This window comes from Sphingomonas sp. NFR15 (assembly GCF_900103265.1).
In the GTDB taxonomy this organism is placed as follows: Bacteria; Pseudomonadota; Alphaproteobacteria; order Sphingomonadales; family Sphingomonadaceae; genus Sphingomonas; species Sphingomonas pollutisoli.
This window is the reverse complement of the sequence record NZ_FMWX01000001.1, coordinates 540,995-566,349: the sequence shown is the minus strand read 5'-3', so window position 1 is coordinate 566,349 and position 25,355 is coordinate 540,995. Positions and strand designations below refer to the sequence as shown.

At 69.0% G+C, this 25,355-nt stretch carries 28 protein-coding genes and 1 tRNA gene; 15 read left to right on the top strand and 14 right to left on the bottom strand.

The genetic code is table 11. The features are described 5' to 3' along the window. Window positions 1-5: 5 nt before the first annotated feature. From BLS81_RS02630 to BLS81_RS02590, 9 genes are read left to right on the top strand one after another with little or no spacing between them, the layout of a single operon-like run. Window positions 6-1,121: a DUF475 domain-containing protein gene (locus BLS81_RS02630; protein ID WP_176787043.1), complete on the top strand. Its 1,116-nt coding sequence runs from the start codon at window positions 6-8 to the stop codon at window positions 1,119-1,121. A 15-nt stretch (window positions 1,122-1,136) separates the two neighbouring features. Beyond that, window positions 1,137-1,715 carry a TerD family protein gene (locus BLS81_RS02625; protein ID WP_093220338.1) on the top strand — a complete coding sequence of 193 codons (579 nt, stop codon included), beginning with the start codon at window positions 1,137-1,139 and terminating at the stop codon, window positions 1,713-1,715. A gap of 24 nt (window positions 1,716-1,739) precedes the next feature. Next, on the top strand, window positions 1,740-2,315 hold the full coding sequence (locus BLS81_RS02620; RefSeq protein WP_093220335.1) for a TerD family protein: 576 nt from the start codon (window positions 1,740-1,742) through the stop codon (window positions 2,313-2,315). Between the two features lie 21 nt (window positions 2,316-2,336). Next, window positions 2,337-3,491, top strand: coding sequence for a trypsin-like peptidase domain-containing protein (locus BLS81_RS02615; protein WP_093220332.1), 1,155 nt, complete (start codon window positions 2,337-2,339; stop codon window positions 3,489-3,491). Beyond that, complete coding sequence (locus BLS81_RS02610) at window positions 3,485-4,588, top strand: phosphoribosyltransferase domain-containing protein (protein ID WP_093220330.1); 1,104 nt, start codon at window positions 3,485-3,487, stop codon at window positions 4,586-4,588. The genes BLS81_RS02615 and BLS81_RS02610 overlap by 7 nt, the downstream gene beginning before the upstream one ends. Continuing rightward, a complete protein-coding gene (locus BLS81_RS02605; protein ID WP_093220327.1) occupies window positions 4,585-5,334 on the top strand; it encodes an HAD family hydrolase in 750 nt (249 codons plus the stop codon). Before BLS81_RS02610 ends, BLS81_RS02605 begins: the two co-directional genes overlap by 4 nt. Then, the gene (locus BLS81_RS02600) at window positions 5,324-6,415 is read left to right on the top strand and encodes a cysteine protease StiP domain-containing protein (protein WP_093220324.1); all 1,092 of its coding nucleotides are present in this window, start codon (window positions 5,324-5,326) and stop codon (window positions 6,413-6,415) included. The genes BLS81_RS02605 and BLS81_RS02600 overlap by 11 nt, the downstream gene beginning before the upstream one ends. Next, window positions 6,412-7,353, top strand: coding sequence for an HpcH/HpaI aldolase/citrate lyase family protein (locus BLS81_RS02595; protein ID WP_093220322.1), 942 nt, complete (start codon window positions 6,412-6,414; stop codon window positions 7,351-7,353). The genes BLS81_RS02600 and BLS81_RS02595 overlap by 4 nt, the downstream gene beginning before the upstream one ends. Further along, window positions 7,350-8,138, top strand: a complete 789-nt coding sequence (locus BLS81_RS02590; RefSeq protein ID WP_093220319.1) for an AIM24 family protein — start codon at window positions 7,350-7,352, stop codon at window positions 8,136-8,138. Before BLS81_RS02595 ends, BLS81_RS02590 begins: the two co-directional genes overlap by 4 nt. A gap of 87 nt (window positions 8,139-8,225) precedes the next feature. Here the strand turns inward: BLS81_RS02590 and BLS81_RS02585 are convergent, their stop codons facing one another. The 3 genes from BLS81_RS02585 to BLS81_RS02575 all read right to left on the bottom strand — a co-directional run bounded on the left by BLS81_RS02585 (window position 8,226) and on the right by BLS81_RS02575 (window position 9,750). Continuing rightward, window positions 8,226-8,714 (bottom strand): hypothetical protein, encoded by a 489-nt coding sequence (locus BLS81_RS02585; RefSeq protein WP_093220317.1) that lies wholly within the window; start codon window positions 8,712-8,714, stop codon window positions 8,226-8,228. A 59-nt stretch (window positions 8,715-8,773) separates the two neighbouring features. Next, window positions 8,774-9,643, bottom strand: a complete 870-nt coding sequence (locus BLS81_RS02580) for a toxic anion resistance protein (RefSeq protein ID WP_176786989.1) — start codon at window positions 9,641-9,643, stop codon at window positions 8,774-8,776. Between the two features lie 30 nt (window positions 9,644-9,673). Beyond that, a tRNA-Arg gene (locus BLS81_RS02575) sits at window positions 9,674-9,750 on the bottom strand. A gap of 73 nt (window positions 9,751-9,823) precedes the next feature. On the opposite strand from BLS81_RS02575, the gene BLS81_RS02570 reads away from it, so the two are divergent. Together BLS81_RS02570 and BLS81_RS02565 are read left to right on the top strand one after the other, a co-directional pair. After that, complete coding sequence (locus BLS81_RS02570; RefSeq protein ID WP_093220310.1) at window positions 9,824-10,600, top strand: queuosine precursor transporter; 777 nt, start codon at window positions 9,824-9,826, stop codon at window positions 10,598-10,600. Window positions 10,601-10,712: 112 nt separating this feature from the next. Beyond that, window positions 10,713-11,582 carry a GGDEF domain-containing protein gene (locus tag BLS81_RS02565; RefSeq protein ID WP_256326033.1) on the top strand — a complete coding sequence of 290 codons (870 nt, stop codon included), beginning with the start codon at window positions 10,713-10,715 and terminating at the stop codon, window positions 11,580-11,582. A 19-nt stretch (window positions 11,583-11,601) separates the two neighbouring features. Here BLS81_RS02565 and purQ read toward each other — a convergent pair whose 3' ends face one another. The 6 genes from purQ to BLS81_RS20615 form a co-directional block, all read right to left on the bottom strand. After that, a complete protein-coding gene (gene purQ / locus BLS81_RS02560; protein WP_093220305.1) occupies window positions 11,602-12,270 on the bottom strand; it encodes a phosphoribosylformylglycinamidine synthase subunit PurQ in 669 nt (222 codons plus the stop codon). Further along, complete coding sequence (gene purS, locus BLS81_RS02555) at window positions 12,267-12,497, bottom strand: phosphoribosylformylglycinamidine synthase subunit PurS (protein ID WP_093221743.1); 231 nt, start codon at window positions 12,495-12,497, stop codon at window positions 12,267-12,269. Before purS ends, purQ begins: the two co-directional genes overlap by 4 nt. A 66-nt stretch (window positions 12,498-12,563) precedes the next feature. Further along, a complete protein-coding gene (locus BLS81_RS02550) occupies window positions 12,564-14,069 on the bottom strand; it encodes a hypothetical protein (protein WP_093220303.1) in 1,506 nt (501 codons plus the stop codon). Between the two features lie 13 nt (window positions 14,070-14,082). After that, window positions 14,083-14,862 carry a phosphoribosylaminoimidazolesuccinocarboxamide synthase gene (gene purC, locus BLS81_RS02545; RefSeq protein ID WP_069206569.1) on the bottom strand — a complete coding sequence of 260 codons (780 nt, stop codon included), beginning with the start codon at window positions 14,860-14,862 and terminating at the stop codon, window positions 14,083-14,085. A 97-nt stretch (window positions 14,863-14,959) separates the two neighbouring features. Next, window positions 14,960-15,865, bottom strand: coding sequence for a DUF4349 domain-containing protein (locus tag BLS81_RS02540; protein ID WP_176786988.1), 906 nt, complete (start codon window positions 15,863-15,865; stop codon window positions 14,960-14,962). An 18-nt stretch (window positions 15,866-15,883) separates the two neighbouring features. Further along, on the bottom strand, window positions 15,884-16,048 hold the full coding sequence (locus BLS81_RS20615; RefSeq protein ID WP_176786987.1) for a hypothetical protein: 165 nt from the start codon (window positions 16,046-16,048) through the stop codon (window positions 15,884-15,886). 113 nt (window positions 16,049-16,161) lie between these two features. Here BLS81_RS20615 and gcvA point away from each other — a divergent pair, with 113 nt between their 5' ends. The 3 genes from gcvA to BLS81_RS02525 all read left to right on the top strand — a co-directional run bounded on the left by gcvA (window position 16,162) and on the right by BLS81_RS02525 (window position 21,154). After that, window positions 16,162-17,058: a transcriptional regulator GcvA gene (gene gcvA / locus BLS81_RS02535; RefSeq protein WP_093220298.1), complete on the top strand. Its 897-nt coding sequence runs from the start codon at window positions 16,162-16,164 to the stop codon at window positions 17,056-17,058. A gap of 39 nt (window positions 17,059-17,097) precedes the next feature. Further along, window positions 17,098-19,353, top strand: coding sequence for a DNA topoisomerase IV subunit A (gene parC / locus BLS81_RS02530; RefSeq protein WP_093220295.1), 2,256 nt, complete (start codon window positions 17,098-17,100; stop codon window positions 19,351-19,353). A gap of 172 nt (window positions 19,354-19,525) precedes the next feature. Next, complete coding sequence (locus BLS81_RS02525) at window positions 19,526-21,154, top strand: putative bifunctional diguanylate cyclase/phosphodiesterase (RefSeq protein WP_371128244.1); 1,629 nt, start codon at window positions 19,526-19,528, stop codon at window positions 21,152-21,154. Here the strand turns inward: BLS81_RS02525 and BLS81_RS02520 are convergent. The 4 genes from BLS81_RS02520 to BLS81_RS02505 form a co-directional block, all read right to left on the bottom strand. After that, window positions 21,124-22,323 carry a CCA tRNA nucleotidyltransferase gene (locus tag BLS81_RS02520; RefSeq protein WP_093220292.1) on the bottom strand — a complete coding sequence of 400 codons (1,200 nt, stop codon included), beginning with the start codon at window positions 22,321-22,323 and terminating at the stop codon, window positions 21,124-21,126. The two genes, BLS81_RS02525 and BLS81_RS02520, sit on opposite strands and share 31 nt — an antisense overlap. Beyond that, entirely contained in the window at window positions 22,311-22,913 is a 603-nt protein-coding gene (locus tag BLS81_RS02515) for a CoA pyrophosphatase (protein WP_093220290.1), read from the bottom strand. Before BLS81_RS02515 ends, BLS81_RS02520 begins: the two co-directional genes overlap by 13 nt. Next, window positions 22,910-23,476 carry a DUF1285 domain-containing protein gene (locus tag BLS81_RS02510; RefSeq protein WP_093220287.1) on the bottom strand — a complete coding sequence of 189 codons (567 nt, stop codon included), beginning with the start codon at window positions 23,474-23,476 and terminating at the stop codon, window positions 22,910-22,912. Before BLS81_RS02510 ends, BLS81_RS02515 begins: the two co-directional genes overlap by 4 nt. Before the next feature lie 65 nt (window positions 23,477-23,541). Next, window positions 23,542-24,048 carry a GNAT family N-acetyltransferase gene (locus tag BLS81_RS02505; protein WP_093221738.1) on the bottom strand — a complete coding sequence of 169 codons (507 nt, stop codon included), beginning with the start codon at window positions 24,046-24,048 and terminating at the stop codon, window positions 23,542-23,544. Between the two features lie 153 nt (window positions 24,049-24,201). Here BLS81_RS02505 and BLS81_RS02500 point away from each other — a divergent pair, with 153 nt between their 5' ends. Further along, on the top strand, window positions 24,202-24,573 hold the full coding sequence (locus BLS81_RS02500) for a dihydroneopterin aldolase (RefSeq protein WP_093220285.1): 372 nt from the start codon (window positions 24,202-24,204) through the stop codon (window positions 24,571-24,573). A gap of 19 nt (window positions 24,574-24,592) precedes the next feature. Here the strand turns inward: BLS81_RS02500 and BLS81_RS02495 are convergent, their stop codons facing one another. Further along, the gene (locus BLS81_RS02495; RefSeq protein WP_093220282.1) at window positions 24,593-25,330 is read right to left on the bottom strand and encodes a hypothetical protein; all 738 of its coding nucleotides are present in this window, start codon (window positions 25,328-25,330) and stop codon (window positions 24,593-24,595) included. Between the last annotated feature and the right edge of the window lie 25 nt (window positions 25,331-25,355).

Sequence of the window (25,355 nt, the reverse complement as noted above, 5' to 3'; positions counted from 1 at the left end):
GGATGATGGTGTTCAAATATTTCAGGGGATCGTTGCTCTTCACCGCGCTGTGCCTCGCGATCGGCGCGGTGCTGGGCTGGACGATCACGCATGATGTCGCGGGCACGCTCGGCATCCTGTGGATCGTGCTGGTGCTCGGCGTGCTCGAAGTCTCGCTGTCGTTCGACAATGCCGTCGTCAACGCGACCGTGCTGCGCGACATGGACCCGATCTGGCGCCGCCGCTTCCTGTCCTGGGGCATCATCATCGCGGTGTTCGGGATGCGAATCCTGTTCCCGCTGGTGATCGTCGCGATCGCCGCGCAGGTCGGGCCGATCGAGGCGCTCAAGCTCGCCGCGACCGATCCGGTCACCTACGAGCGGATCATCACCGGCGCGCATGTCGGCATTTCCGGATTCGGCGGCGCGTTCCTCGCGATGGTCGGGCTGACGTTCTTCCTCGACGAAGACAAGGACATGCACTGGATCGGCGTGATCGAGCGCCCGTTCGCGGGCCTGTCGCGGATCTCGGGGCTGGCGATCGGCATCGTGCTCCTCGCGCTCTACGGCATTTCGCGGCTGATCGCACCCGAGGAGGCGATGACCTTCATCACCTCGGGGATCTTCGGGCTGGTCGCCTATATCGCCGTGCAGGCGATCGGCGCGGTGCTCGAACAGGCCGACGGCGACGAGGATTCGCAGGGCGGCGCGGCGCATGCCGGCGGCCACGCGGTCGCGGTGACGGCGGCGAAATCGGGGTTGGCGGCGTTCCTGTACCTCGAAGTGCTCGACGCGTCCTTCTCGTTCGACGGCGTGATCGGCGCGTTCGCGCTGTCGAACAACCTGTTCATCATCGCGCTCGGCCTCGGCATCGGCGCGATGTTCGTGCGGTCGATGACGGTGATGCTGGTCGATCGCGGCACGCTCTCCGAATATCGGTATCTCGAGCATGGCGCGTTCTACGCGATCGTCGCGCTCGCCACGATCATGCTGCTGTCGGTGCGCTTCGAAATCCCCGAGACGGTGACCGGGCTGATCGGCGCGGGGCTGATCGGCCTCGCCTTCGTCGCGTCGCTGCGCGCCAAGGGTGACGACGATGACGACGCGATCGTGGCCACCGGCGAGCGGCTCAACAACTCGTAAGCAGGAGACACCACCATGTCGGTTAGCCTCACCAAAGGCGGCAATGTCAGTCTGTCGAAGGAGGAACCCAACCTCAGCAAGATCCTGATCGGGCTCGGCTGGGACACCCGCACGTCGGACGGCGCCGACTTCGACCTCGACGCGAGTGCCTTTCTGCTCGCGGCGGGCGACAAGGTGCGCAGCGACAGCGATTTCATCTTCTACAACAATCTGCGCTCAGGCGACGGATCGGTCGAGCACACCGGCGACAACCGCACCGGCGAAGGCGATGGCGATGACGAAGCGCTCAAGGTCGAGCTGACCCGCGTGCCCGCCGACGTGCAGAAGATCGCGATCACCGTGACCATTCACGAGGCCGAGGCGCGCCGCCAGAGCTTCGGCATGGTCTCCAACGCGTTCATCCGCATCGTAAACGATGCGACGGGCCGCGAGATCTCGCGTTATGACCTCGCCGAGGATGCCTCGACGGAGACGGCGATGATCTTCGGCGAAGTCTATCGCAACAACGGCGAATGGAAGTTCCGCGCGGTCGGGCAGGGCTTCAAGGGCGGCCTCGCCCCGCTCGCGCGCAATTATGGCGTCAACATCGGCTGATATCGGCCGGACAAGGAGTTGGATATGGCAGTTTCACTTTCGAAGGGCGGCAACGTCAGCCTCAGCAAGGAGGCGCCCGGCCTCAAGGTCGTGCGCGTCGGCCTCGGCTGGGATACGCGCGTGACCGACGGCGCCGGGTTCGATCTCGATGCCAGCGTCTTCCTGCTGAGCGAGAGCGGGAAGGTCCGTTCGGACGCGGATTTCGTGTTCTACAACAACAAGAACGGTGCCAACGGCGCGGTCGTCCACCAGGGCGACAACCAGACCGGCGAGGGCAGCGGCGACGACGAGGTCGTGGTGGTGACGCTCGATCAGGTGCCCGCCGAGATCCAGAAACTCAGCTTCGCGGTGACGATCCACGACGCCGACGCGCGGCGCCAGAATTTCGGCATGGTCTCGAACGCCTACATCCGCGTCGTCAACAATGACGGCGGCACCGAGATCGCGCGCTACGACCTGTCCGAAGACGCATCGACCGAGACGGCGATGATCTTCGGCGATCTCTACCGCAACAATGGCGAGTGGAAGTTCAAGGCGATCGGGCAGGGCTTCGCCGGCGGGCTCGGGCCGCTCGCGCGGTCGTTCGGCGTCAACGTCTGACCCGCAGGACATCGCCCGCCGATGCGTGATCTGGTCGCGGGCGAACGGGCCGCCATCTCCGGCGCGGGCGTGTTCGCGCTCGCCGGGGATGGCGGCGACCCGCCGACGCTGGCGCTGATCGCGCTAGGGGCGGATCGGCGCGTGTCGCCGGTCTTCGCGCCGATCGACGCGGTGACGCGGGAGATGCGCCCCGCCGCGCGGTTCGAGGGCGCCACGCGGCTGCGCGTCGCGCTCGACGAGATGCCGGGCGCGGTCGAGCGGCTGCTTCTGATCGCTTTCGATCGCGGCAATCGGCCGATCGAGCGGGTGGTCACGCTCGACCTGGGCGACATGCGCTTCGCGGCCGATCTGCGCGCACGGCCCGATGCCGCCGTCATCCTGATAGAATGCTATCGGCACCAAGGCGGGTGGCGGATCGCCGCCAACGGCCAGGGCTTCGCGATGGGGCTGAGCGCGATCGCGGCGGCCTATGGGATCGATCATGACTGGGTGATGCGGCTGATCCCGCGCTTGCAGCCGCCGGATGCGCCGGATGGCGAGCGCGGCCCGCGCGCGGGCACGTCGAGCGGGAGCGGTGTCGCGGTCGAGCGCCACCATATCCTGACCAACGCGCATGTCGTCGAGGATGCGCGGGTGGTGACGGTGCAGGCGGGCGGGCGGCCGCTCGCCGCCGACACGGTGTTCGCCGACCGCCGCAACGATCTCGCGCTGCTGCGGGTCGAGGCGCCGGTCGCGGGGATCGCGCAGTTCCGCTCCGAAGTGGGGCTGCATCTCGGCGAGGATGTCGTCGCTTTGGGGTTTCCGTTGCAGGGGCTGCTCGGCACCGGGCCGCAGGCGAGCGCGGGCAACATCGCGGCGCTGACCGGGATCGGCAACGACAGCAGCCTGTTCCAATTCACCGCGCCGATCGCGAGCGGCAACAGCGGCGGTCCGATTCTCGACATGGCGGGGCATCTGATCGGGCTGGTATGTTCCTCGCTCAATCTCGACCGCGTGCGCCAGACCGGGGCGAGCGCGGAGAATATCAATTTCGGCATCAAGGGCGCGATGATCCTCAGTTTCCTCGATTCGTTCGGCATCGAGCCGCAGATGGCGCACGGCAATGCCGTGATCGGCCGCGCCGCCGTCGTGCGCCAGGCGCGCGACATGATCGCGCGGGTGACGTGCGAATGCTGAGCATCGCCGAAGAGACGCGCACGGTGGAGTTGCCGACCGGGCGGCTCGACATCGCGGTCGAGGAGGCCGCGTGGCCGCTCGACCGGCTGTGCGCGTTCGCCGCGCGCGAGAACCCCAGGCGCGGCTTCCTCGTCGTGTCGCGCGTGCTCGGGCGGCATCTGCCGACGCCGCCGCACCTGATCCGCGAGAGCGCGCGCGATCTGGCGGCGCGCATCCCGGCCGATCTGCCGGGGCCGGTGATGGTGATTGGCCTCGCCGAGACCGCCGTGTGCCTCGGCCAGACGGTGCATGAGGAACTGCGTGCGGCGACCGGGCGCGACGATGTGTTTTTCCTCCATTCGACGCGACAGCAGCTCGACCATCCGTTGCTGTGCCGGTTCGAGGAGCCGCACAGCCATGCTTCGGCGCATCTGATCTACCGCCCCGACCTGCCCGAGCCGCGCAGCCTGGTGATCGTCGATGACGAGATTTCGACCGGCACGACCTTGTGCAACCTCGCCGAGGCGCTGGTGGCGGCATGGCCGCGTGTCGAGGAGATCGTGGTGGCGACGCTGACCGACTGGTCGCGCGGACGCGACTGGCGAGCGCGGATGCCGCGACCGACCGCGGTGGCGGCGCTGCTCGGCGGGCGGCTGGCGTGGACGCAGGGCGCCGACGTGGCGGCGGACGCGGGGTTCGATCGGGCGGCGGCGTCGCTGGGGCGGATGCGGTCGCATCGTAACTTCGGGCGGCTGGGCATCGCCGCGCCGGTGGCGCCGCCGCCGGTTAGCGCCGTGCCCGAGATCACCGGGCCGGTGCGCGTGCTCGGCACCGGCGAGTTCACCTATCTGCCGTTCCGTCTTGCCGAACGTCTCGCGGGCGAAGGGCATGACGTGGTCGTGCAGGCGACCAGCCGCAGCCCGGCGCGGATCGGGCTGGCGATGGCCAGCAAGCTCCGCTTCTCCGACAATTATGGAACCGGCGTGCCCAATTACCTCTACAACGCCGATCCGGCGGACGGCCGCATGACGCTGATCGCGCACGAAACCGGCGCGGACACGCTCGATCCGGCGCTGATCGCCGCGCTCGATGCCACGCCGATCGGCTGGTCGGCATGATCCGCGCGATCGCGCTCGTCGATCTCGACGACACATTGTTCCAGACACTCCGAAAATGCCCGCCCGACGTGCCGGTCGAGCGGCTGACCCCGCTCGGCTTCGCCAAGGACGGCGCGCCGCTGAGCTATGCGACGCCGCGCCAGATGCGGTTCCTCGAATGGCTCGCCGAGACGACGCATCTCGTGCCCGTCACCGCGCGCAGCCTCGATGCGCTCAGGCGGGCGCACATTCCGTTCCGCGCGGCGGTGTGTGCGCATGGCGGGGTGATCCTCGACGATACCGGCGCGATCGATTCGGGCTGGGCTGAGATCATTGCCCTGCGCGCCGCCCCCCATGCCGAGACGCTGGCCGTGTTCGCCGACGCGATCGCCACCGAGGCGCGCGCGCGCGGCGTCGCGATCAACGCGCGCGTGCTGAACGAGGGCGATCTGCCGCTCTACACGCTCGCCAAGCACGCCGATGCCGATGCCGAGGCGCTGTTCGCGGTGGTCGATGCCGCGATCCCCGCGTTGCCCGATGGCTGGACCGACCATCGCAACGGCAACAATGTCGCGCTGATGCCGCCCTATCTCGGCAAGGCGCATGCCGTTGCGCATATCCTGCCGGCGCTGCGCGCGCGCTTCCCCGACGCGCCGGTGATCGGCGTGGGCGACAGCCATACCGATGCGCCGTTCATGGCGCTGTGCGACTTCGCGATGATGCCGCCGCGCTCGCAACTCGCGGGGGGCCTGTTCGATGTCGGCTGAAGCCGCGCCGTTCTCCGGCAGCTACGATCCCGCCGACGTCACCTTCCTGCTCAAGCCGGTGGCAATGCCTGCGACCGATGTCGCGGCGAAGGAAGCGGCGATCCAATCGGGCCGGCGGCATTATTCGGAGATGATCGCGCCGGAGAGCGTGCCGGGCGCCGACTATCTCGCGCTGTACCACGCCGCGCTGGCGCGCAACGGCGCGCGGTTGGCGCAGGATGTCGCGAGCCTCGCCGCGCATCTCGCGGAGCGGCGGCCGGGGCGCGAGGTGGTGATCGTGTCGCTGGCGCGCGCGGGCACGCCGATCGGGGTGCTGCTCGCGCGGACGCTGCGCGCCTGGGGGCACCGAGCGAGCCATTATTCCGTCAGCATCATCCGCGATCGCGGCATCGACCGGAACGCGCTCGCTCATATCGCGGCACGCCATGATCCGCGTGATGCGGTGTTCGTCGACGGCTGGACCGGCAAGGGCGCGATCGCGGGGGAACTCCGCGCCGCGCTCGCCGAGCGCCCGTTCGGCTTCGCGCCCGAACTCGCGGTGATCGCCGATCCGGCGGGGCAGGCCGACCTCGCCGCGACCGACGACGATTATCTGATCGCGTCGGGGCTGCTCAACGGCATCGTCTCGGGGCTGGTGAGCCGCTCGATCCTCAACGCCGACGTGGTCGGGCCGGAGGATTTCCACGCCTGCGTCACCTATCCGCAGTTCGCCCACGCCGATCTGTCGCGCGCCTTCGTCGATGGCATCGCGCCGCTCGCCGCCGCCGCCGCGCCCCGGCCGATCGCGGACCACGCCGATCGCCGACCGGCGCTGCGCGCGGGGTGCGAGGCGATGATGGCGGCGCTGCTCGCGCATGCGGGCACGCGCGACCGCAACCGGATCAAACCCGGCATCGCCGAGGCGACGCGCGCGTTGCTCAGGCGCATGCCCGAGCGCCTGCTGGTGCGCGATCCGGGTGACGCCGATGTCGCGCATCTGCTCCATCTCGCCGCCGAACATGAGATTCCGGTCGAGCCGCTCGGTGAGCGCTCGCGCTACCGCGCGGTGGCGATCATCCGCACTTTGGGACACGATGCATGACCCTCGACCCGCTTCCCGCGCTCGCGCTCGGCGCGACGCTGTACATGCCGTGTACGCGCGACGATCTCGCCGAGGCACTGCTTGGCGGTCGCCGGATCGCCGGGCTGCGATCGGCGGTGCTGTGCCTCGAGGATGCGGTGCTCGATCGCGACGTGCCGTTGGCGCTGGCGCATCTCGCGGCGTTCCTGCGCACGCTGTCGGCGCGCGGCGCGGGGCCGGGCGAGCCGCTGCTGTTCGTGCGCCCGCGCGACGCGGCGATGCTCGAGCATGTGCTGTGCATGCCGGGGGTCGAGCGGCTGACCGGCTTCGTCATCCCCAAGGCGCATGCGGACACCATGCCGGCCTATCTCGCGCTGCCGTTTCATGACCGGCACCGGCTGATGCCGACGCTGGAGACGCGCGAAGCGTGCGACCCGCACGAAATGCGGCGCCTGCGCGACCAGTTGCTGGTGGTGCAGGATCGCATCGTCGCGCTCCGGATCGGCGGCAACGATCTGCTGCGCGCGATGGGCTTGCGCCGCCCGGCGGGGCGCACCGCCTATGACGGGCCGCTCGGCGGGATCATCGCCAGCCTCGTCGCGAGCTTCGCGCCGTGGGGCTTCGCGCTCAGCGCGCCGGTGTTCGAGCGGTTCGCCGATGTTGCGCTGCTGCGCGAGGAGGTTGCGCGCGACATCGAGCACGGGTTGCAGGGCAAGACCGCGATCCATCCCGATCAGATCGCGGTGATCCACGCCGCGCTCGCGGTGCCGACCGCGCAAATCGAGGAGGCGCGGCTGATGCTCGCCGACGACGCGCCGGCCGTGTTCGCGCATGACGGCGCGATGTGCGAGCCGGCAACGCACCGCGCCTGGGCCGAACGGCTGCTCGAACGCGCGGCGCTTTACGGAATCGCCGACCCGCAGCCCGCGCTGCGCCTCATCACAGGAGCCGACCAATGAGCGATTTTCGTACCCGCATCGACGAGCAGGCCAGCGCCGGCGTGCGCTTCGAAGTCTATCAGTTCGAGCGCAAGAGCCATGCGCTCCACATGCCGCTGCCCGCCGCATCGGCGAGCAGCGGCACCGCGCCGGTGATCCATCTGCACCCGCCCCACGCGGCGACGGCGCGGCAGGTCCGCATCGTGCTGGAGGGCGGCGCGGCGCTGCTGGAGCCGGGCGCGCTGCAATATGCGCATGGCAAGCTGCAGGTCGATATCCAGAAGAACGCCGGCGCGGGCGGCTTCCTCTCGCGCGCGATCACCTCGGCCGGATCGGGCGAGAGCGCGTTCGCGACCCGCTATGCCGGCTATGGCGAGGTGTGGACCGAGGTGACCACCAAGCACTTCATCCTCGCCGCGATGGACGGCCCGCAGGATGCGCTGATCCTCGACGACGGCGCGTTCTACGCCTGCGACGCCAATGTCGCGCTGTCGACCCATATCCACCGCTCGGTGCAGGGCATCCTGTCGGGCAATGGCCTGATGCAGCCCAAGCTGACCGGCGCGGGCGCGTTCGTCGTCGAGTCGCCGGTGCCGGCGGACGAGATCGAGGTGGTCGAACTCGACGGCCAGAAGGAGCTGATCGTCGATGGCGACCTGATGCTGATGTATTCGGCGGGCTTGCAGGTCGAGCTGCGTCCGCTCGTGCGGGGTCTGCGCAACGCGTGGCGCAGCGGCGAGGGGCTGGTGTATCTGTTCCGTGGGCGCGGGACGGTGTGGCTGACGCCGACGATGCGGCTGGGGTAATTCCCGCATCCGTTCGTCCCGAGCGAAGTCGAGGGACAGTGCAGGTGTCTCGACTTCGCTCGACACGAACGGTCAGGGAAGACCTCGCTATCGCAGCGGATCGTCGCCCTTGCCGTAGCGATTCTCGATGAAGCGCAGGTTGTCGGCGAAACTGTCGAGATCCTCCTGCGCGAGCGAGCGCGACAGCGCCTCCAGCCGGGCGATCATGCGTTCGAAGCCTTGGTTGAGATTGTAGCTCGCCGAGCGCCCGGTCTGGCGGAAGATCTCGGCGCGGTGGCTGGGCGGAATCTCGGCATAGCTTTCGATCAGGCGGGGCAGGTGATCGTCGCGCATCTGCCGCACCTCGGTCGCCGCCGAGATCATCAGCGTGTCGTCCCGCGTCCGCGCCTCGATCTCGGCGATCAGCGCGAGCAGCCGCGCGACCAGCGGGCGCGACGTTTCGGGCAGGCGCGGATCGTCGGCGGAGATGGCCGGGCCCGCGGGCGGGGCGGGCGACGGCGGCGCGCCGGTCACCGTCGGCGAGGATTCGATCGGCCCGCTCAGCCATTCCGCCAGTCTGTCCAGGAATCCCGTCAACTCATCACACTCACGCCTGCGCCGTCGCAGCCACGGTAGAGCATCGACTCGATGGCGCGCTAGAGGGCGCCACGCGATGCCTCGGCCGCGTCGATCGCGCGGCGTGCCTGCGCGATCGCATCGTCGAGCGCGCGGTGCAGCGCGTCGCCGGCGGTGGGCGCATCGCGCGCCGCATCGGCGGTGCGTTCCAGCGCCGCCGCCTGCCGGGAGAGCGCCTCGCTCCCCGCCACCGCGCGGCGGGCGGCGAGCGCGGTGCGCAGCGCGGCGATACTCGTCTCGCGGGCGCGGTCGAGCGCCTGCGCGAGCGCGTCCTGGCTGTTGGCGAGCAGATCGAGCGTGAGGATGCCCTGCTGGGTGACGGCGGCCTGGGTGAGCACGTCCTGTTCGCGCGCGAGCAGGCGCCCGGCGGCGGGGCCGCGCAGGAAGTGTGCGCGGTCGGGCCGATCGCGTGCGATTTCGCGCGCCGCCGATTCGACCGCCTTGGCGCAGGCGCGGATCAACTCGATCGCCCCGTCGAGCGCCTCCGCGGCGGCGCGGAGCCTGGCCCGATCGGTGTCGATCATGATCCGCGCGCGTGTGAGCGAATCGCGTTCGCGCGCGAGCGGGTCGACCAGCGCCTCGATGCGGGCGGCGGGGGGCGTCGGCGTTTCGGCCACGGCGCGGCCGGGGAACAGCGACCACGCGGGTTTGGGCGGCGGCTCGGCGATGCTCTGCGCGAGCGTCTGCAAGGTCTGGAGACCCTGTTCGGCGGCGGCGGTCGTCCCCACGCCGCGTTCCAGCCGCCCGCTCGCCTCGGCGGCGGCGGCGATCGCCTGCCGCCCGAGCGCGTCGATCGCGGAAAGCACCGCGTCCTCCGCCGATGCGAGCCATTGCCGCAGGATCAGCCGGGCCTCGGCGCGAACGTCACGGTCTCGCTCGGGTACGGACAAACGCAGATCCTTCAAGACCCATCGGGCAACTGGCGCGCCCGGAGGGATTCGAACCCCCGACCAAGGAGGTAGAAGCTCCTTGCTCTATCCAACTGAGCTACGGGCGCGCGCCGTGCCCCGGTTAGCGCGGATTGCGCCGTTGCGAAACGGCGATATTACCAAAACCGGGAAGGGGGCGCGATGATGCTCGACAAGGTGGTGGCGGCGGATCTGCGGGGCAGGCAGTTCCGCTACTATGATTTCGTGATGGTCGCCTTCGTCGTGATCCTCGTGCTGTCGAACGTGGTCGGCGCGGGCAAGCGCGCGGTGATCGATCTGCCGTGGATCGGGCTGTGGCCGTTCGGGGCGGGCATCCTGTTCTTTCCGCTCTCCTACATCCTCGATGACGTGCTGACCGAAGTCTATGGGTACGCCCGCGCGCGCCGCGTGGTGTGGGCGGGGTTCGTCGCGCTCGCCTTTCTGGTGGCGATGGAGTGGACGACGGTGGCGCTGCCGCCCGCCGCCGATTGGGGTGGGCAGGCGCATTACGAATATGTGTTCGGTTCGCCGCCGCACATCGTTGCGGCCTTCCCCTATGTCGATGTCGGCATCGGCGGGCGGATCGCGTTCGCGTCGCTGTGCGCCTTCTGGGTCGGCGATCTGCTCAACTCCTATGTGCTCGCGCGGATGAAGATCCTGACCGACGGCAAATGGCTGTGGACGCGTACGATCGGTTCGACGATCGTCGGGGAGGGGGCGGACAGCCTCGTCTTCTATCCGCTCGCCTTCTACGGACTGCCCGACTGGCCGGTACAGGCGATGCTGATGGTGATGGCCAGCCAGTTCGTGCTGAAGGTGGGCTGGGAGGTGCTGCTGACCCCGGTCACCTACGCGGTGGTGGGCTTTCTCAAGCGCCGCGAGGGTATCGACGTCTATGATCGCGGGACCGATTTCTCGCCGTTCCACGCAGGCGTCTGAGCGGTTTCACGGAACGCGGTCGCGCCGGCGTCGTTCAGCGGCACGGCGCGGCGTTAGCATTTGGGAAATCACGCTTCTTTAGCGTCGCCGCCGCCGCGTGACGGGCTCGCCCGTGCCGTATTCCCGGGAAGCCAAGACGATGCGATTTTACGATGCCACGCGGTTTTTGTTTCCGCGCAATTTCCACCTGCGCCTGTTCACCTTGTGCTTCGGCGCGGTCCATCTGCCGCTGATCGCCTTCTGCATCACCGAAGCCGTCGTGCGGCAATGGGACTGGCGGTTGTTCGTGCCGTTGCTCGCCGCGACCATCACCGGCACCGCAGCGGCGATCGGCGCGATCTGGGCGCTGCTCGCCCCCGTCGCGCACGCGACCACGCTGCTGCGGATGCTCCAGCGCGGCCAGCGCATCGCGGAGGTTCCCGAGGGCGGGCCGGACCTCGTCGGTGAGTTGCTGCGCGGGGTGGCGCATGCCGCCGCCGAGACGAGCGCGCGAATCGAGCGGCTCGCCGACGCCGCCGAGAAGGACATGCTGACCGGGCTTCGCAACCGGCGCGGCTTTCTCGATGCGGTCGCGCCGTTGCTCCACCGCGAGCGCACCGCCGTGGTGGCGATGCTCGATCTCGACCATTTCAAGGCGATCAACGACCGCTTCGGGCATGACGCGGGCGACGAGGTGCTTCGCGAGTTCGCGCACCGGCTGGGCGGTGCGTTACGCCGCTCCGACCTGAGCGCGCGCTGGGGCGGCGAGGAGTTCGCGGTACTGTTGCCCGACACCGGTCTCGATACAGCGCGTGAGATCATCGAGCGTTTGCGCGCCGGGCTGCGCGCCAATCCGATCGCGGCGGGGACCGGCCACGCGCTCACCTTCTCGTGCGGAATGGCGGTGGCGCGTGACTATGCGACGCTGGCGAAGGCGATGGGGGATGCCGACGACGCGCTGTACGGCGCCAAACACGCCGGGCGGAACCGGACGATGACCTGAGCGAGCGAGGGCGAAGCGATCAGGCGCCGACGGTTTCGAGCAGCCCCTCGAACAGCCGGCGGCCGTCGTCGCCGCCATGCGCCGCTTCGATCCGGCGTTCGGGATGCGGCATCATGCCGAGCACGTTGCCGCCGGCGTTGAGCACCCCGGCGATGCCGCGCGCCGAGCCGTTGACCGCGCTTGCATATCGGAATGCGACGCGGCCCTCGCCCTCGATCCGGTCGAGCGTCTCGGCATCGGCGAAATAATTGCCGTCATGGTGCGCGACGGGAATGGTGATCGTCTCACCCTGCGCGTAGCGGCTGGTGAAGGCGGTCTGCGCGTTCTCCACCGTCAGCGCGACTTCGCGGCACACGAAGTTGAGGCCGGTGTTGCGCATCAGCGCGCCGGGCAGCAGCCCCGCCTCGGTCAACACCTGGAAGCCGTTGCAGATGCCGAGCACGGGCAGGCCCTTGTCCGCCGCCTCGACCACCGCACGCATGATCGGCGAGCGCGCGCCGATCGCGCCGGAGCGCAGATAATCGCCATAGGAGAAGCCGCCGGGCAGCGCGACGAGGCCGACGCCGTCGGGCAGCGCGCTCTCGCCATGCCAGACCATCTCGGGCTTGCGGCCGGTCACCGATTCGAGCGCGACCGCGATGTCGCGGTCGCAGTTCGAACCGGGAAAGACGATGACGGCGGTCTTCATGCGCGTTCCACCCGGTAATTCTCGATCACGGTGTTGGCGAGCAACTGGCGGCACATCGCGTCGATGCTGGCGTCATCGGTATCGTCGGCGACGTCGAGTTCGATCAGCTTGCCCTGGCGGACATCGTTGACGCCGGCGAAGCCGAGGCCGTCGAGCGCCTTGTGGATCGCCTTGCCCTGCGGATCGAGCACGCCCGGCTTCAGCGTGACGAAGATGCGGAGCTTCATGAGCATTATCCTGCTTGAAAAGGTTGCGGGCGCTATGGCGATGGCGGGCGCGCGCCGCAAGTCTTGTCAGAACAGCGCGCTCGGCCAGCCCAGCGTCACACGCGCGCCGTAGCGGCGCAAAGGCGCGCGCGGCCATGGGCCGGTGAGGTACAGCGGGGCATAGCCGCCGGTATCGGTGCCGGCGAGTTGCGCGGCGATGCGTTCGTCACCGATCCAGCGCTCGTCGCCCGCGAACGGCCGGCGCAGCGCGACGGCCCGAACCTCGGCAGGGTCGAGGATTTGGTGATAGTCGAACGAATTGCGCTGCTCGCCGTGCGCGTCGGTGATCCAGGCGGTCGCGAAATACAGATCGCTCCAGACGCTGCCGCGCGGTTGGCTGAAGATCAGCAGGCGGGCGGGATCATCGGCGTCGACGGGGACCGGCACGATCTTCACGCACAACAAAAGCAGGAACGGGACGATCGACGCGAGCGTCGCCGGGCGGCGCGCGCCGACGATCACGAAGCGCACCGCGAACAGCCCGAACAGCGGTAGCAGCCATTTGAAATAATGGACGTTGTTGTAGCGCCACAGCCCGGTCGGCAGCAGATCGACATAGGCGAGCATCAGGCTGGTGTAGAGCGCGGCGGCGACGGCGAGCGCGATCGCGGCGGCGCGGCGGTCGCGTGGGCCGGTGAGGCAGGCCTGCACCAGACCGGCCGCGCCGAGAATCAGCCAGGGCGCGACCTTGAGCAGCCCGGTGCCGCCGCCGAACCATGCGTGCGGATCGACGAGGATGACATAGGCCTTCCAGCCGAGCCACGCGAAGTTGAAGCCGTAGCGCGCCGAGAACAGCATATAGGGGCTGGGGCCGGGGCCATAGACGAGCAGCCAGGGGATCGCCGCCAGCGCGAAGGCGCCGGCGCCGGCGAGGAACGCGGTCAACACTACGCCCCGGCGAGGGGGAGGCGTGCATGGCGCGCGCAGCATCGCCGCCAGCCCCAACCCCGCCGCGATCAGCGCGATCGGCGCGTCGCCGGGGCGCGCAAACGGGGTGAGCGCGACGGCGATGCCGAGGATCGCGGCCTCGCGGCGCTTCGGCATCGCCTCCGTCCACGGGTGCGTCGCCATGCCGAACGCCAGCCACAGCAGCGCCGCCGAGGCGGTGGTGGTCCACGGCTCGATCCACGGCTTGGCGAACACGAACTGGACGAGCGTGGTGGCGGCGAAGATCGCGGCGGCCGGCCAGCGCCGCACGCCGAACGCGGCGGCGACCCGCTGGAACCCTGCGAACGCGAGCAGGTAACAGGCGAGGTTCGCGATGAAGAACGGCTGGCTCGGCCACAGGCCGACGAAGGGCGTGCCGAGCAGCGGATAGAGCAGCGGATACCAATGCTCCGACGCCGCGAAATCGCCGCGCGCGAGCGCGGTCGCCGAGCGGACGTAGAGCGACTGGTCCTGCCAGCCGCGCCAATACAGCACCGACGGGTCGTGAAGCGCGGCGGGTGTCGCCACCCGCAGCCATGTCAGCAGCCAGCCGACCGCCAGCGCCGCGAACGGCGTGGCGGGCGCGCTCGCGAGCCGGCGAATCACGCCGCCCGCGCGCTTATTTGCCGCGGTTCAGCCGGTGTTGTTCGAGATCGAGGACCGCGTTCTCCGCGCCTTCGGGAAGCAGGCCGAGCCGGCGCGCGACCTCCTGATACGCCTCGACCTCGCCGCCGAGATCGCGGCGGAAGCGATCCTTGTCGAGCTTCTCGTTGGTCGCGATGTCCCACAGGCGGCATCCATCCGGGCTGATCTCGTCGGCGAGGATGATCCGGCCGAAATCATTGTCCCAGATGCGGCCGAACTCGAGCTTGAAGTCGACCAGGCGGATGCCGATCCCGGCGAACAGCCCGCTCAGGAAATCGTTCACGCGGATCGCGAGGTCGGCGATGTCGTGCATCTCCTCCTGGCTCGCCCAGCCGAACGCCGAGATATGCTCGTCGGTGATCATCGGATCGCCGAGCGCATCGTCCTTGTAATAATATTCGATGATCGTGCGCGGGAGCGGCGTACCCTCCTCGATGCCAAGCCGCTTCGCGAGCGACCCCGCGACGACGTTGCGCACCACGACTTCGATCGGCACGATCTCGACCTGGCGGATCAACTGCTCGCGCATGTTGAGCCGGCGGATGAAGTGCGTCGGCACGCCGATCTGGCCGAGCAGCGTGAAGATGTGCTCGGAAATCCGGTTGTTGAGCACGCCCTTGCCGTTGATCGTGCCCTTTTTCTGGGCGTTGAACGCGGTGGCGTCGTCCTTGAAATACTGGATCAGCGTGCCCGGCTCCGGACCCTCGTAGAGAATCTTGGCCTTGCCCTCGTAGATCTGGCGGCGGCGAGCCATGCGGCGATACCCCTGAAATGAGCGGCCCCGGCATCGCGGGACGCGCGGCCGGGGCGGGAAGGCCTGACGCTATACCGAAAGCGCGCGGGGCGCGCAATCAGTCGCTTGGCGGGGCAGCGTCTGTCCGGCGCCGGGTGATGCGTTTACGCAACGACCAGCGCCAGCCGAGTCGCCGCTTGAGCCAGAGCAGCAACGCCAGCAAAGCGACCCACGGCAGCGCAACGATCACGAAGGTGAGCAACGCCGCCAGGCTGTTCCCGAACGACTCGCCGGCAGTGCGAGCGCTGCGTCGGACGGGAGCGAATATCGAGCGTGGATCGGATGAAGTATAGTCCACGTCGATCTGCGACATCGCGACGCGTTGGCGCAGTTCCGCCTGAAGACTGCGCGCCGCATCGACTTCTTCTTGCGTGTCCGAATACGCCTTTTCGGCAGCGACGAGATCGCCGACGTTGCCGCTGCCATGCTGGATCAGCGCGAGCAGCCGATCGGCCAGCGCCTGCTTGGCGCGGACACGGGCGTCGGTGTCGATGGTCTGCTTGGTGATATCTTCCGCATTGGTCGAGCGCGACTGGACCGTTCCGCCGGCGGCAACGACGACAGCGTCGAGCTTGGCATTGAAACCGTTGGCGATGCCAGCCGCTACCAGCAAGCTGGTCTGGCCGTTCGTGCCGCCCTCGATGGTGTCGGTTCCGACGCTCGTCTTGATGATCCGGCAGCGCGCGCCGCCAAGGGCGGTGCAGAGCGCGACCTGCTTCGCCTGCACTCCGGCGATGCTGCCGGCGTCAATCCGGTAGGTGACCGAATAGCTGTACGCGATCTTCGGCGCGCCCGACGTGTCCGCAGCCGGTGCGGCAACGTCGAACGTGTTCATCTTCGCCGTGTGACCCGCTTTGTCGCAACCCGCCAATGCGGCGCTCGCGATTACCAGCCAGACCAAGCGCATCGTTGCCCCCTCCGAGTACGTTACACTGTAACATAAACGATCGCGGGAGGCCGACAAGTGCGCCCGGTCACAGCCTCAGCGGCACTCCTTCCGCTTCACCTCGCGCCGCCACGGGGCGGCGAACTGGTCCTCGTTCAGGCGCTGGAAGGCGGCCATCGTCGCCGTGAAAAGCTTATGGATCATGTCGCTAACTCGTTTGTGCTGGTCGGCCCATTCGGGTCCGTGAAAATCGTCGTGCATGGCAATCCTCCTCGTTTCCAATTCGGTGCGCGCGGGACCGTAATGGCACGATGCGCATGGGAGCGCCAACAAAGCGCTCGACATGATCGACAAGCTGGGCTTATCAAACGGGCATGCGCCGCATTCCGCCTCTCGCCGCCGTCCGGGTGTTCGAGGCGGCGGCGCGGCATGAGAATTTCACCGCCGCCGCCGCCGAACTCGGCATGACCCAGGCGGCGGTCAGCTATCAGATCAAATTGATCGAGGAGCGGCTCGGCGTGCCGCTGTTCCGGCGCGAGAAGAAGCGCGTGCTGCTCACGGAGGCGGGGCGGCGGCTGTCGCCGCAGGTGACGGGCGCGTTCGACACGCTCGACACCGCCTTCGCCGCCGTGCGCGCCGACGACGGCGCGCTGCTGACGATCTCAACCTCGAACACCTTCGCCAACGCCTGGCTGGCGTGGCGGCTCGGCAGCTTCCAGGTCGCGCATCCCGAGACGGCGGTGCGGGTGCTGACCAGCGACGCGATGGCGGATTTCGTGACCGACGACGTCGATGTCGCGATCCGCGCCGGCGTGGGCGGCTGGCCCGATCTCGCCGAGCACAAGCTGATCGAGATCGACTTCACGCCGATGTGCAGCCCCGGCTTCCTCAAGCGCTACGGCCCGTTCACGCCCGAGGATCTGTTGCGGCTGCCGATCATCAGCCGGCATGACATCTGGTGGCCCTATTGGCTGCGTGAGGCTGGGGTGGACGTGCCCGAGGGTAAGCCGCCGCCCGGCGTGCGGCTCGATTCGCAGGCGCATGAGGGGCATGCCGCGATCGCCGGGCAGGGCATGGCGATGCTGACGCCGTTCTTCTGGCGCAACGACCTCGCCGACGGCAAGCTGGTGCGCCCGTTCGAACAGGTCTCGACGCGCGGCCACGCCTATTGGCTGGTGTACCCGGAGGCGCGGCGGAACGTGCCGAAGATCAAGCGCTTCCGCGAATGGCTGCTGGCGGAACTGGCGCGGGGCGTGCCGCTGCCGGTGTGAGAGCTTCCCTCGCGCGGCAAACCCGATTAACCGGAACACATGGCCAACACCGACCTGCCGCCCGACACCCCGCCGATCGGCATTCTCGACGCCCCGTTCGACAGCGCACTTTCGGACCGGTATCTGGTCTATGCGCTGTCGACGATCACCGCGCGCTCGCTGCCCGACGTGCGCGACGGGCTGAAGCCGGTGCATCGCCGGCTGCTGTGGGCGATGCGGCTGCTTAGGCTCGATCCGGCGCAGGGCTATAAGAAGAGCGCGCGCGTCGTCGGCGACGTGATCGGCAAATATCATCCGCACGGCGACCAGTCGGTCTATGACGCGATGGTGCGGCTCGCGCAGGATTTCGCGATGCGCTACCCGCTGGTCGACGGGCAGGGCAATTTCGGCAATATCGATGGCGATAACGCCGCCGCCTATCGCTACACCGAGGCGCGGCTGACACAGGTCGCGATCGACCTGATGGATGGGCTCGACGAGGATGCGGTCGATTACCGGCCGACCTACAATGGCGAGGACAACGAGCCCGAGCTGTTCCCCGGCGCCTTCCCCAATCTGCTCGCCAATGGCGCGGCCGGCATCGCGGTCGGCATGGCGACGAGCATCCCGCCGCACAACGTCGCCGAACTGTACGAGGCGGCGATCCTGCTGGTCGATCAGCCCGAGGCGGACGATGCGGCGGTGGGGGCGCTGGTGCGCGGGCCGGACTTCCCGACCGGCGGCCTCGTCGTCGATTCGCCCGCCGCGCTTGCCGAGACCTATCGCACCGGGCGCGGCGGGTTTCGCGTGCGCGCGCGCTGGCATGTCGAGGATCAGGGGCGCGGCACGTGGAACGCGATCGTCACCGAAATCCCCTACGGCGTGCAGAAGGGCAAGCTGATCGAGCAAATCGCGGCGATCATCAACGAGAAGAAGCTGCCGATCCTGGCCGACATCCGCGATGAATCGGACAGCGAAATCCGCGTCGTTATCGAGCCGCGCAGCCGCAGCGTCGATCCGCAACTGCTGATGGAGAGCCTGTTCCGCCTCTCCGATCTCGAATCGCGCTTCAGCCTCAACCTCAACGTGCTCGACAAGACGCGCACGCCGCGCGTGATGAGCTTGCGTGAGGCGCTGCTCGCGTGGGTCGAGCATCAGTTCGTCATCCTGCGCCGCAAGAGCGAGCACCGGCTCGCCAAGATCGCCGACCGGCTTGAACTGCTCGACGGTTATCTGATCGCCTATCTCAACCTCGATCGCGTCATCGAGATCATCCGCACCGAGGATGAGCCCAAGCCGGTGATGATCGCCGAGTTCGGGTTGACCGACCGGCAGGCCGAGGCGATCCTCGACATGCGGCTGCGGCGCTTGCGCAAGCTCGAGGAGATGGAGATCCGCAAGGAGCGCGACGGGCTGGAGAGCGAGCGGGGCGCGCTGGAGGCGCTGCTCGGCAGCGAGGCGCGGCAGCGCACGCGGTTGAAGCGCGACTTCGGCAAGCTGCGTGACCGCTACGGCCCCGAGACCGCGCTCGGCAAGCGCCGCACCACGATCGAGGAAGCCGCGCCCGCACGCGATATCCCGCTCGAGGCGATGATCGAGCGCGAGCCGGTCACGATCCTGCTGTCGCAGCGCGGCTGGATTCGCGCGATCAAGGGGCATCTCGACGCGGCGGGAATCGCGGCGGCGAAGTTCAAGGAAGGCGACGGCCCGCTGTTCAGCCTGACCGCGCAGACCACCGACAAGATCCTGCTCGCCGCCGACAATGGCCGCTTCTTCACGCTCGGCGCGGACAAACTGCCCGGCGGGCGCGGGTTCGGCGAGCCGGTGCGGCTGATGATCGATCTCGACGGCGCGATCGAGATCGTCGGCCTGTTCCGCGCGAGCATGGCGGAGAAACTGCTGGTCGCGGCGAGCGACGGTCGCGGCTTCATCGTGCCGGTGGCGGAGACGCTGGCCGAGACGCGCAAGGGCAAGACCGTCGTCACCCCGCGCGCGGGCGCCAAGCTGAAGGTGGTGCGGCCGGTCGATCCGACCGCCGACCAGATCGCGGTGATCGGCGAGAACCGCCGGCTGCTCGTCTTCGCGCTCGCCGAGCTGCCCGAAATGGCGCGCGGGCAGGGGGTGCAGTTCCAACGCTACAACGATGGCGGCCTTTCCGATGCGATCCCCTTCGTGCTCGCGCAGGGGCTTAGCTGGACGATGGGCGGCGAGAGCGGGCGAACCCGCACCGAAACGGACCTGACCTTCTGGCGATCGGCGCGCGGCGCCGCCGGGCGGATGCCACCGAACGGGTTCCCGCGCGATAATCGCTTCTGAAGCAAACGCTTCTTGCGTATCGTTTCGGTTGCGACGAAAGGACGTGTCAGATGCTCTTGACCGGTATGCCGTAGCGCCGATGGCGATGGGACTTGATAAGCCTCTCGTGCCGAGCGCGCTGTCGCCGCTCGGCATCGTCGAGCGGGTGTTCGGCATCGTGCCCACCATCCAGATGTCCTCGCGGCTGATCGGCCTGTTGCCGATCCCGGCGATGATGATCCGCGCCAAGGCCGGTGCGATCACGATCGACGTCACCAACCCGCCGTTCACGCGGGCGGGCCTAGGGCTCGCGGTCGATGGCGTGCAACTGCTCGACCTGATCGGCGAGCGGGTCGCCGCGTTCGTGGAGAGCGACCGGCTGGAAGGGGATTTCCCGCTCCAGCTCGGTGACCATGCCGAGCGTCGGCACTTCCGCGTCGCGATGGCGCGCCTCGCGCGCAATGCCGACGGGCGTTGCCTCGTCACCTTCGTCGACCAGACCGCCGAATTGCGCACCGAGGACACTCTGCGCCGCGCGATGCTGACCGACAGCCTGACCGGGCTGCCCAACCGCGCCGGCTTCAGCGACCGGGTCGAGCATCTGCTCGACGAGGCGCCTGCGCGGTTCCGCTACGCGGTCATCATGCTCGATCTCGATCGCTTCAGCCGGGTGAACGCCTGCCTCGGTTCGACGTCGGGCGACGAACTGCTCATCACGGTGGCGCGGCGCCTGAAGGGCGTCCTGCGCGCGCATGACGTGCTCGCGCGCAGCGGCGGCGACGAATTCGCGATCTTCATGGCCGTGGAAGACGGCGCCAGCGATGTCGCGCAGGTCACCAAGCGCGTCATGGGCGCGCTGGCCGCGCCGTTCCGCTTGTCGGGCTTCGAGATTCGCGTCGCCTGTTCGGTCGGTGTCGCCTTCGGCGCGGCGCGGCTCGACGATCCCGAGGAGTTGATCCGCCACGCGCAATTCGCGGTGAAGCGCTCCAAGAGCAGTGGCCATGCCGAAGCGTATCAACCGCAGGCGTTCGACATCGCGCGCGAACAGTTCGGCATGGAAACGGCGCTCCGCCGCGCGCTCGACCGCGGCCAGTTGCGGCTCAACTACCAGCCGATCTACGATCTCTCCTCGGGTCGGCTGGTGTCGTTCGAGGCGCTCGCGCGCTGGAAGGACGATACGGGGATGGAGCTTCTCCCCTCCGATTTCATCCCCGTCGCCGAGGAATCGGGGCTGATCGTGCCGCTCGGCCGCTGGGCGATCGAGGAATCGGTGCGTACGCTGGCCGACTGGGACGCGCGGTTCGGCGCCGATTGCGGGGTGAAGATCGCGGTCAACCTGTCGGCGATCCAGCTTCAGCGCGACAGCATCACGCCGCTGCTGGAGAGCGCGCTCAGCACGCACGGCCTGCCGGGATCACGCTTCACGCTCGAACTGACCGAAAGCGCGCTGGTCACCGATCCCGATCGGATCGCGGGCATCATGCACGGGCTAAAAGGGCTGGGTACGACGATCGCGATGGACGATTTCGGCACCGGCTATTCGAATCTCGCCTATCTCCAGAAGCTGCCGATCGACGTGCTCAAGATCGACCGCAGCTTCGTGACCGGGATGCTCGCCGATCGCGACAAGGTGGCGATCGTGCGTGCGATCCTCAGCCTGGCGCAGGCGCTCGGCATGCAGACCACCGCCGAAGGCGTCGAGTCGAGCGATCTCGCGCAGACGCTCGCGGCGTTGGGATGCACCTATGCGCAGGGGTTCGTCTATGCGCGCCCGCTCGAGGCGTCCGACGCTTATGCGCTGCTGGAGACCCGCCGCCACTGATCGAGCGCGTCATCAACGATCGCGTCGAGCCGGGGCTGTGCGGGGAAGTCCTCGCGCACCCATTCCGCCTCGATCGCGCGAAGCAGCCGGGCGACCTCCGGCCCCTTGCGCACGCCGCGTTCGACCAGCGCGCCGCCGCTCACCGGCAGGCGCGGCGGCTGCCATCCGGCGATCGCCGCGACATCGGCGAGCGGGCGATCCGACAGCAGCAGCCGGTCGATCGCGAGATCGGGGCCGAGCGTGTAGGCGATCGCCCGCGCGGGAGCATCGCCGGCCGGCTGCGTCGCGCCGACGAGACGGCGGCGATCGAGGTTGGAGAGCTTCAGCCGGGCGCCGACATCCTCCGCGATCGCCGCGTCGGCGGGCAACAGCGCGGCGAGGCGGCGGATCGGGTTGGGCACCGTGCCGCTCCCCGCCTCGCGCGCGGCGAGCCGGGCGAGACGGTCCGTCGCCACGATCTCGGGCAGCACCGGGCGGAAGATGCCGTGGCCGATCATCAGCGCGACGGTCGGCACCGCATGGTCGGCGAGCAGCAGCTTGAGCAGTTCCGCCGCGATCCGCTCACGTGAAAGCGCCATCAGATCGTTGGCGCGCGCTGCGCACGCCGCGAGTCCCGCCGCATCGACCGTCTCGCCGAAGCGCGCATGGAAGCGGAAGAAGCGCAGGATACGCAGATGATCCTCGGCGATGCGCTGGAGCGGATCACCGATGAAGCGCACGCGCCGCGCGGCGAGATCCGCGACCCCGCCGAAATAATCGAACACCTCGCCGGTGATCGGATCGGCATAGAGCGCGTTGATCGTGAAATCGCGGCGCGCTGCATCCTCCTCCCACGCCTGGGTGAAGGCGACGGTGGCGTGGCGGCCATCGGTCGCGACGTCGCGGCGCAGCGTCGTCACCTCGACCGGGCCGTCCGGCAGCACGGCGGTGATCGTGCCGTGGGCGAGGCCGGTCGGCACCGCCTTGATGCCGGCGGCGCGCAACCGATCGAGCACGTCCTCGGGGGGCAGTTCGGTGGCGAGATCGATGTCGGCGACATCGATCCCGAGCAAGGTGTCGCGCACCGCGCCGCCGACGAAGCGCGCCGCGCCCGGCCCGAGCGCCGCGCACAGCCGATCGAGGCCCGCCCGCGCGCGCCAGGCCGCAGGGGGCAGCATCAACCCGCCCATCGCAACCGCCGCGACAGGTTGACGATCATCGCCGCGGTCGCGCCCCAGATGCGCTGGCCGCCCCACAGGATCTCGTAATAATGGCGATCGTGGCCCTGCCACTCGACCGCCACTTCGAGGTGGTTCCCCGAATCGAGCAGGAAATCGAGCGGCACCTCGAACACCTCGGCGACTTCGACGGCGCTCGGCACCAGCACGAGATCGGGCGGGACCACGGCCACCACCGGCGTCACCCGGAAGCCGGTGATCGTCCGATACGGATCGCTCTCGCCGACGACGGTCACGCGGTCGCGGGGCAGGGCGATCTCTTCCTCCGCCTCGCGCAGCGCGGCGGCGACCGCGTCAGCGTCTTCGGGATCGATCCGCCCGCCGGGAAAGGCGACCTGCCCGGCGTGGCGCTTCAGCGTGTCGGTGCGGCGCGTGAGGATGACGCCGGGGCGGTCGCGATCGGTGACCGGCACCAGCACCGCCGCGCCGATGTCCGCGCCGGTATCGATCGGTTCGCCCGCGACGTGATCGCCGGTCAGCAGCGTGGTATCCTGGGCATGGCCGGCGGCGAGCGCGTGGCGCAGCCGTTCGACCAGCGTCATTCGGCCGGCTCCAGCGGGAAGAACGCGCCCTTGCTCCACAGGCCCGGCGGTTCGTCGCCTCCCGCGATCGCGAGGTTGGCGAGTTCGTAATAGACCGGGCGCGCGACCAGCGCCTCCATCCCGCCGCGCACCGCGAGATAGGGACGGGGGCCATCCTCACCCGCGACGAAGCGCAGCGGATGATCGGGCCCGGCGGTGACGAGATCGCCGGTGTTGAGCCGGAAGACGAGCGATTGCGCCGCGCCCGCGCCGTCCGCCTTCAGCTCGACCGCGACGAACGGCGCGTCCTCGACTTCGATGTCGAGCTTCTCGACCGGGGTGACGAGCACGTGGCTGCCATCGGGCTCGCGCCGGAGGATCGTCGAGAACAGCCGCACCATCGCCTCGCGTCCGATCGGCGAACCCTGATGATACCAGGTGCCGTCGCGCGCGATGCGCATTTCGCTGTCCCCGCAATGCGTGGGGTTCCACCGCTCGATCGGCGGCAGTTTCTGGTCTTCGGCGAGCCGCGCGATCTCGGCGAGCGAGAGCGCGGATAGATCGGGCATGGGGTCCATCGGCATGGCGCAGCCGGTAAGCCAGCCCGGCGGTCGCGTAAAGTCGGGGGCCCGGAATCCGGCGCGCGGACTCAGGTGAGCGCTGGGATGCGCGGCGCGAGCATGCCGGCACCCTCGGGCGCGGTGCCGCGCGCGAGCAGGCGGCGCTGCTCGACCGGGCCGGGCGCGCGCCACAACGCCGTCGCGCGCGCATCGAACCCGAAGAAGCGGCCATAATATTCCGGATCGCCGATCAGCATCAGCGGGGGCGCGCCGGACTCCTCGGCGGCGCGGATCGCGTGGCGGGTCAGCCGCTGGCCGACACCTTCGCCCTGCCGCGCCGGCTCGACCGCGATCGGCCCGACCATCACCAGCGGATCGCTGCCGCCGTCGTCGCGCGCCAGCCGCACCGGCCAGCATTGTATCGTGCCAATGAGCGCGCCGTCCTCGACCGCGGCGAAGCTGAGCGCGGGAACGGCGCTGGTGCCCTCGCGAATCCGATAGGCGGTGCGGCGGTGCCGGTCTGGGCCGAACGCACGGTCCAGCAACCGCTCGACCGCGTCGGCTTCGATCTCGGCGAGGGGAATGATAACGATCACAGGCATCGTCCGCAGCGTGGCCGGCAACGGGCGGCCGGGGCCGCGCCCTTTAGCGCCGCCGCGCGCCAACGCAAGCCGAATATGCGGGGGCGGTTCCCACCGCCGCCGCATCTGCTATGGCGCGTGGAAATTCGACCTTTTAGGACGCACGCTTTGGACGACCGGCTCTGCCTTGAAGTACATGATCTCGAAGTACAGGTGCTGACCGGCATCTATTCCGAAGAAACCCACCTGCCGCAGCCGTTGCGCATCTCGCTCTCGGTCGATCTCGACTGCCCGGCGCATTTCGCGCCCGACGATCCGCTCGGCATGTCCAAGAACTATCTCGATCTCAAGCGCGCCGCGACGACCGCGCTGCCCGCCGGGGTCCACTTCACGCTGATCGAGGCGGTGGCGGACCATATCGCCGACACCTTGTTCCTGCAGGACCAGCGGGTGCGGCGGGTTCAGGTGAAGATCGTCAAGCTCGCCATCGCCGAGGCGGGGGAATCGATCGGAATCACGCTGGTTCGCCACCGCCGCTGACGCGCGGCCGAAACTGGTCTTACCGGTCGCAGCGGCCGAGCGAGTCCAGCACGACCTTGTAATCCTCGCGCGCGATGTCCGCCTCGGACGGGTCGATCCCGGCGGTGCTGCTGTCGGGGAGCGCCGTCGGCAGCCCGCAGGCGAGGCGATACCACAGCAAGGTGTCGTGCTGCGGCGCGGCGGCATTTGGATCGGCGAGGTCGCCAATCGACGCCGACCAATGCGGCGGCTCGCCCTGCTTGCGCACGATATTGAGCGAGACCGGGCTGCCATCGGCGGTGGTCAGGAAGATCTGCGTCTCGCCTTCGCCCGGCAGCGCGCCGGGGGTGTGGAACGCATGACCGACCCCGGTGATCGCGGGCGGCGCGCCCGCTGCGACCACTTCGGTGGCGATCCTGCGGGTGAGCGCGTCCGCCTCGGGCGACCAGTCGCGCTGCCCGTCGAGCGCGACGAGCTGGATCTGGCCGGGCTGTCGCGCCGGGCGGGCGAACAGCAAGACACGCAGCTTGCGCAATTTGGGCATCCGCCCGCGCGCGTCGAGCGGCACATCGGCGACATAGCCGATCGTCGGTGGTAGCGCGCCCGGCGCGCGGATCAGCGCCGCGACATCCGCCTCTATATAGACGCGCGCATAGCCGGGGCGGACATCCGCCGCGGCGGGGCCCTTGATCGGCGCGACGCTGCGGATGGCCGCGTCGACAATCGTGGGAGCGTTAACAATCAGGTCCGCGAATCGGGTATAGGACAAAGTCGCCATCGGCGCCGGATCGGCACGCTCGACA

Bases quoted from the DNA above. Each gene is read 5' to 3' on its own strand.
- BLS81_RS02630 (WP_176787043.1), top strand. From the start codon at position 6: ATGGTGTTCAAATATTTCAGGGGATCGTTGCTCTTCACCGCGCTGTGC.
- BLS81_RS02625 (WP_093220338.1), top strand. From the start codon at position 1,137: ATGTCGGTTAGCCTCACCAAAGGCGGCAATGTCAGTCTGTCGAAGGAG.
- BLS81_RS02620 (WP_093220335.1), top strand. From the start codon at position 1,740: ATGGCAGTTTCACTTTCGAAGGGCGGCAACGTCAGCCTCAGCAAGGAG.
- BLS81_RS02615 (WP_093220332.1), top strand. From the start codon at position 2,337: ATGCGTGATCTGGTCGCGGGCGAACGGGCCGCCATCTCCGGCGCGGGC.
- BLS81_RS02610 (WP_093220330.1), top strand. From the start codon at position 3,485: ATGCTGAGCATCGCCGAAGAGACGCGCACGGTGGAGTTGCCGACCGGG.
- BLS81_RS02605 (WP_093220327.1), top strand. From the start codon at position 4,585: ATGATCCGCGCGATCGCGCTCGTCGATCTCGACGACACATTGTTCCAG.
- BLS81_RS02600 (WP_093220324.1), top strand. From the start codon at position 5,324: ATGTCGGCTGAAGCCGCGCCGTTCTCCGGCAGCTACGATCCCGCCGAC.
- BLS81_RS02595 (WP_093220322.1), top strand. From the start codon at position 6,412: ATGACCCTCGACCCGCTTCCCGCGCTCGCGCTCGGCGCGACGCTGTAC.
- BLS81_RS02590 (WP_093220319.1), top strand. From the start codon at position 7,350: ATGAGCGATTTTCGTACCCGCATCGACGAGCAGGCCAGCGCCGGCGTG.
- BLS81_RS02570 (WP_093220310.1), top strand. From the start codon at position 9,824: ATGATGCTCGACAAGGTGGTGGCGGCGGATCTGCGGGGCAGGCAGTTC.
- purQ (WP_093220305.1), bottom strand. From the start codon at position 12,270: ATGAAGACCGCCGTCATCGTCTTTCCCGGTTCGAACTGCGACCGCGAC.
- purS (WP_093221743.1), bottom strand. From the start codon at position 12,497: ATGAAGCTCCGCATCTTCGTCACGCTGAAGCCGGGCGTGCTCGATCCG.
- purC (WP_069206569.1), bottom strand. From the start codon at position 14,862: ATGGCTCGCCGCCGCCAGATCTACGAGGGCAAGGCCAAGATTCTCTAC.
- BLS81_RS20615 (WP_176786987.1), bottom strand. From the start codon at position 16,048: ATGCACGACGATTTTCACGGACCCGAATGGGCCGACCAGCACAAACGA.
- gcvA (WP_093220298.1), top strand. From the start codon at position 16,162: ATGCGCCGCATTCCGCCTCTCGCCGCCGTCCGGGTGTTCGAGGCGGCG.
- parC (WP_093220295.1), top strand. From the start codon at position 17,098: ATGGCCAACACCGACCTGCCGCCCGACACCCCGCCGATCGGCATTCTC.
- BLS81_RS02525 (WP_371128244.1), top strand. From the start codon at position 19,526: ATGTCCTCGCGGCTGATCGGCCTGTTGCCGATCCCGGCGATGATGATC.
- BLS81_RS02520 (WP_093220292.1), bottom strand. From the start codon at position 22,323: ATGGGCGGGTTGATGCTGCCCCCTGCGGCCTGGCGCGCGCGGGCGGGC.
- BLS81_RS02515 (WP_093220290.1), bottom strand. From the start codon at position 22,913: ATGACGCTGGTCGAACGGCTGCGCCACGCGCTCGCCGCCGGCCATGCC.
- BLS81_RS02510 (WP_093220287.1), bottom strand. From the start codon at position 23,476: ATGCCGATGGACCCCATGCCCGATCTATCCGCGCTCTCGCTCGCCGAG.
- BLS81_RS02495 (WP_093220282.1), bottom strand. From the start codon at position 25,330: ATGGCGACTTTGTCCTATACCCGATTCGCGGACCTGATTGTTAACGCT.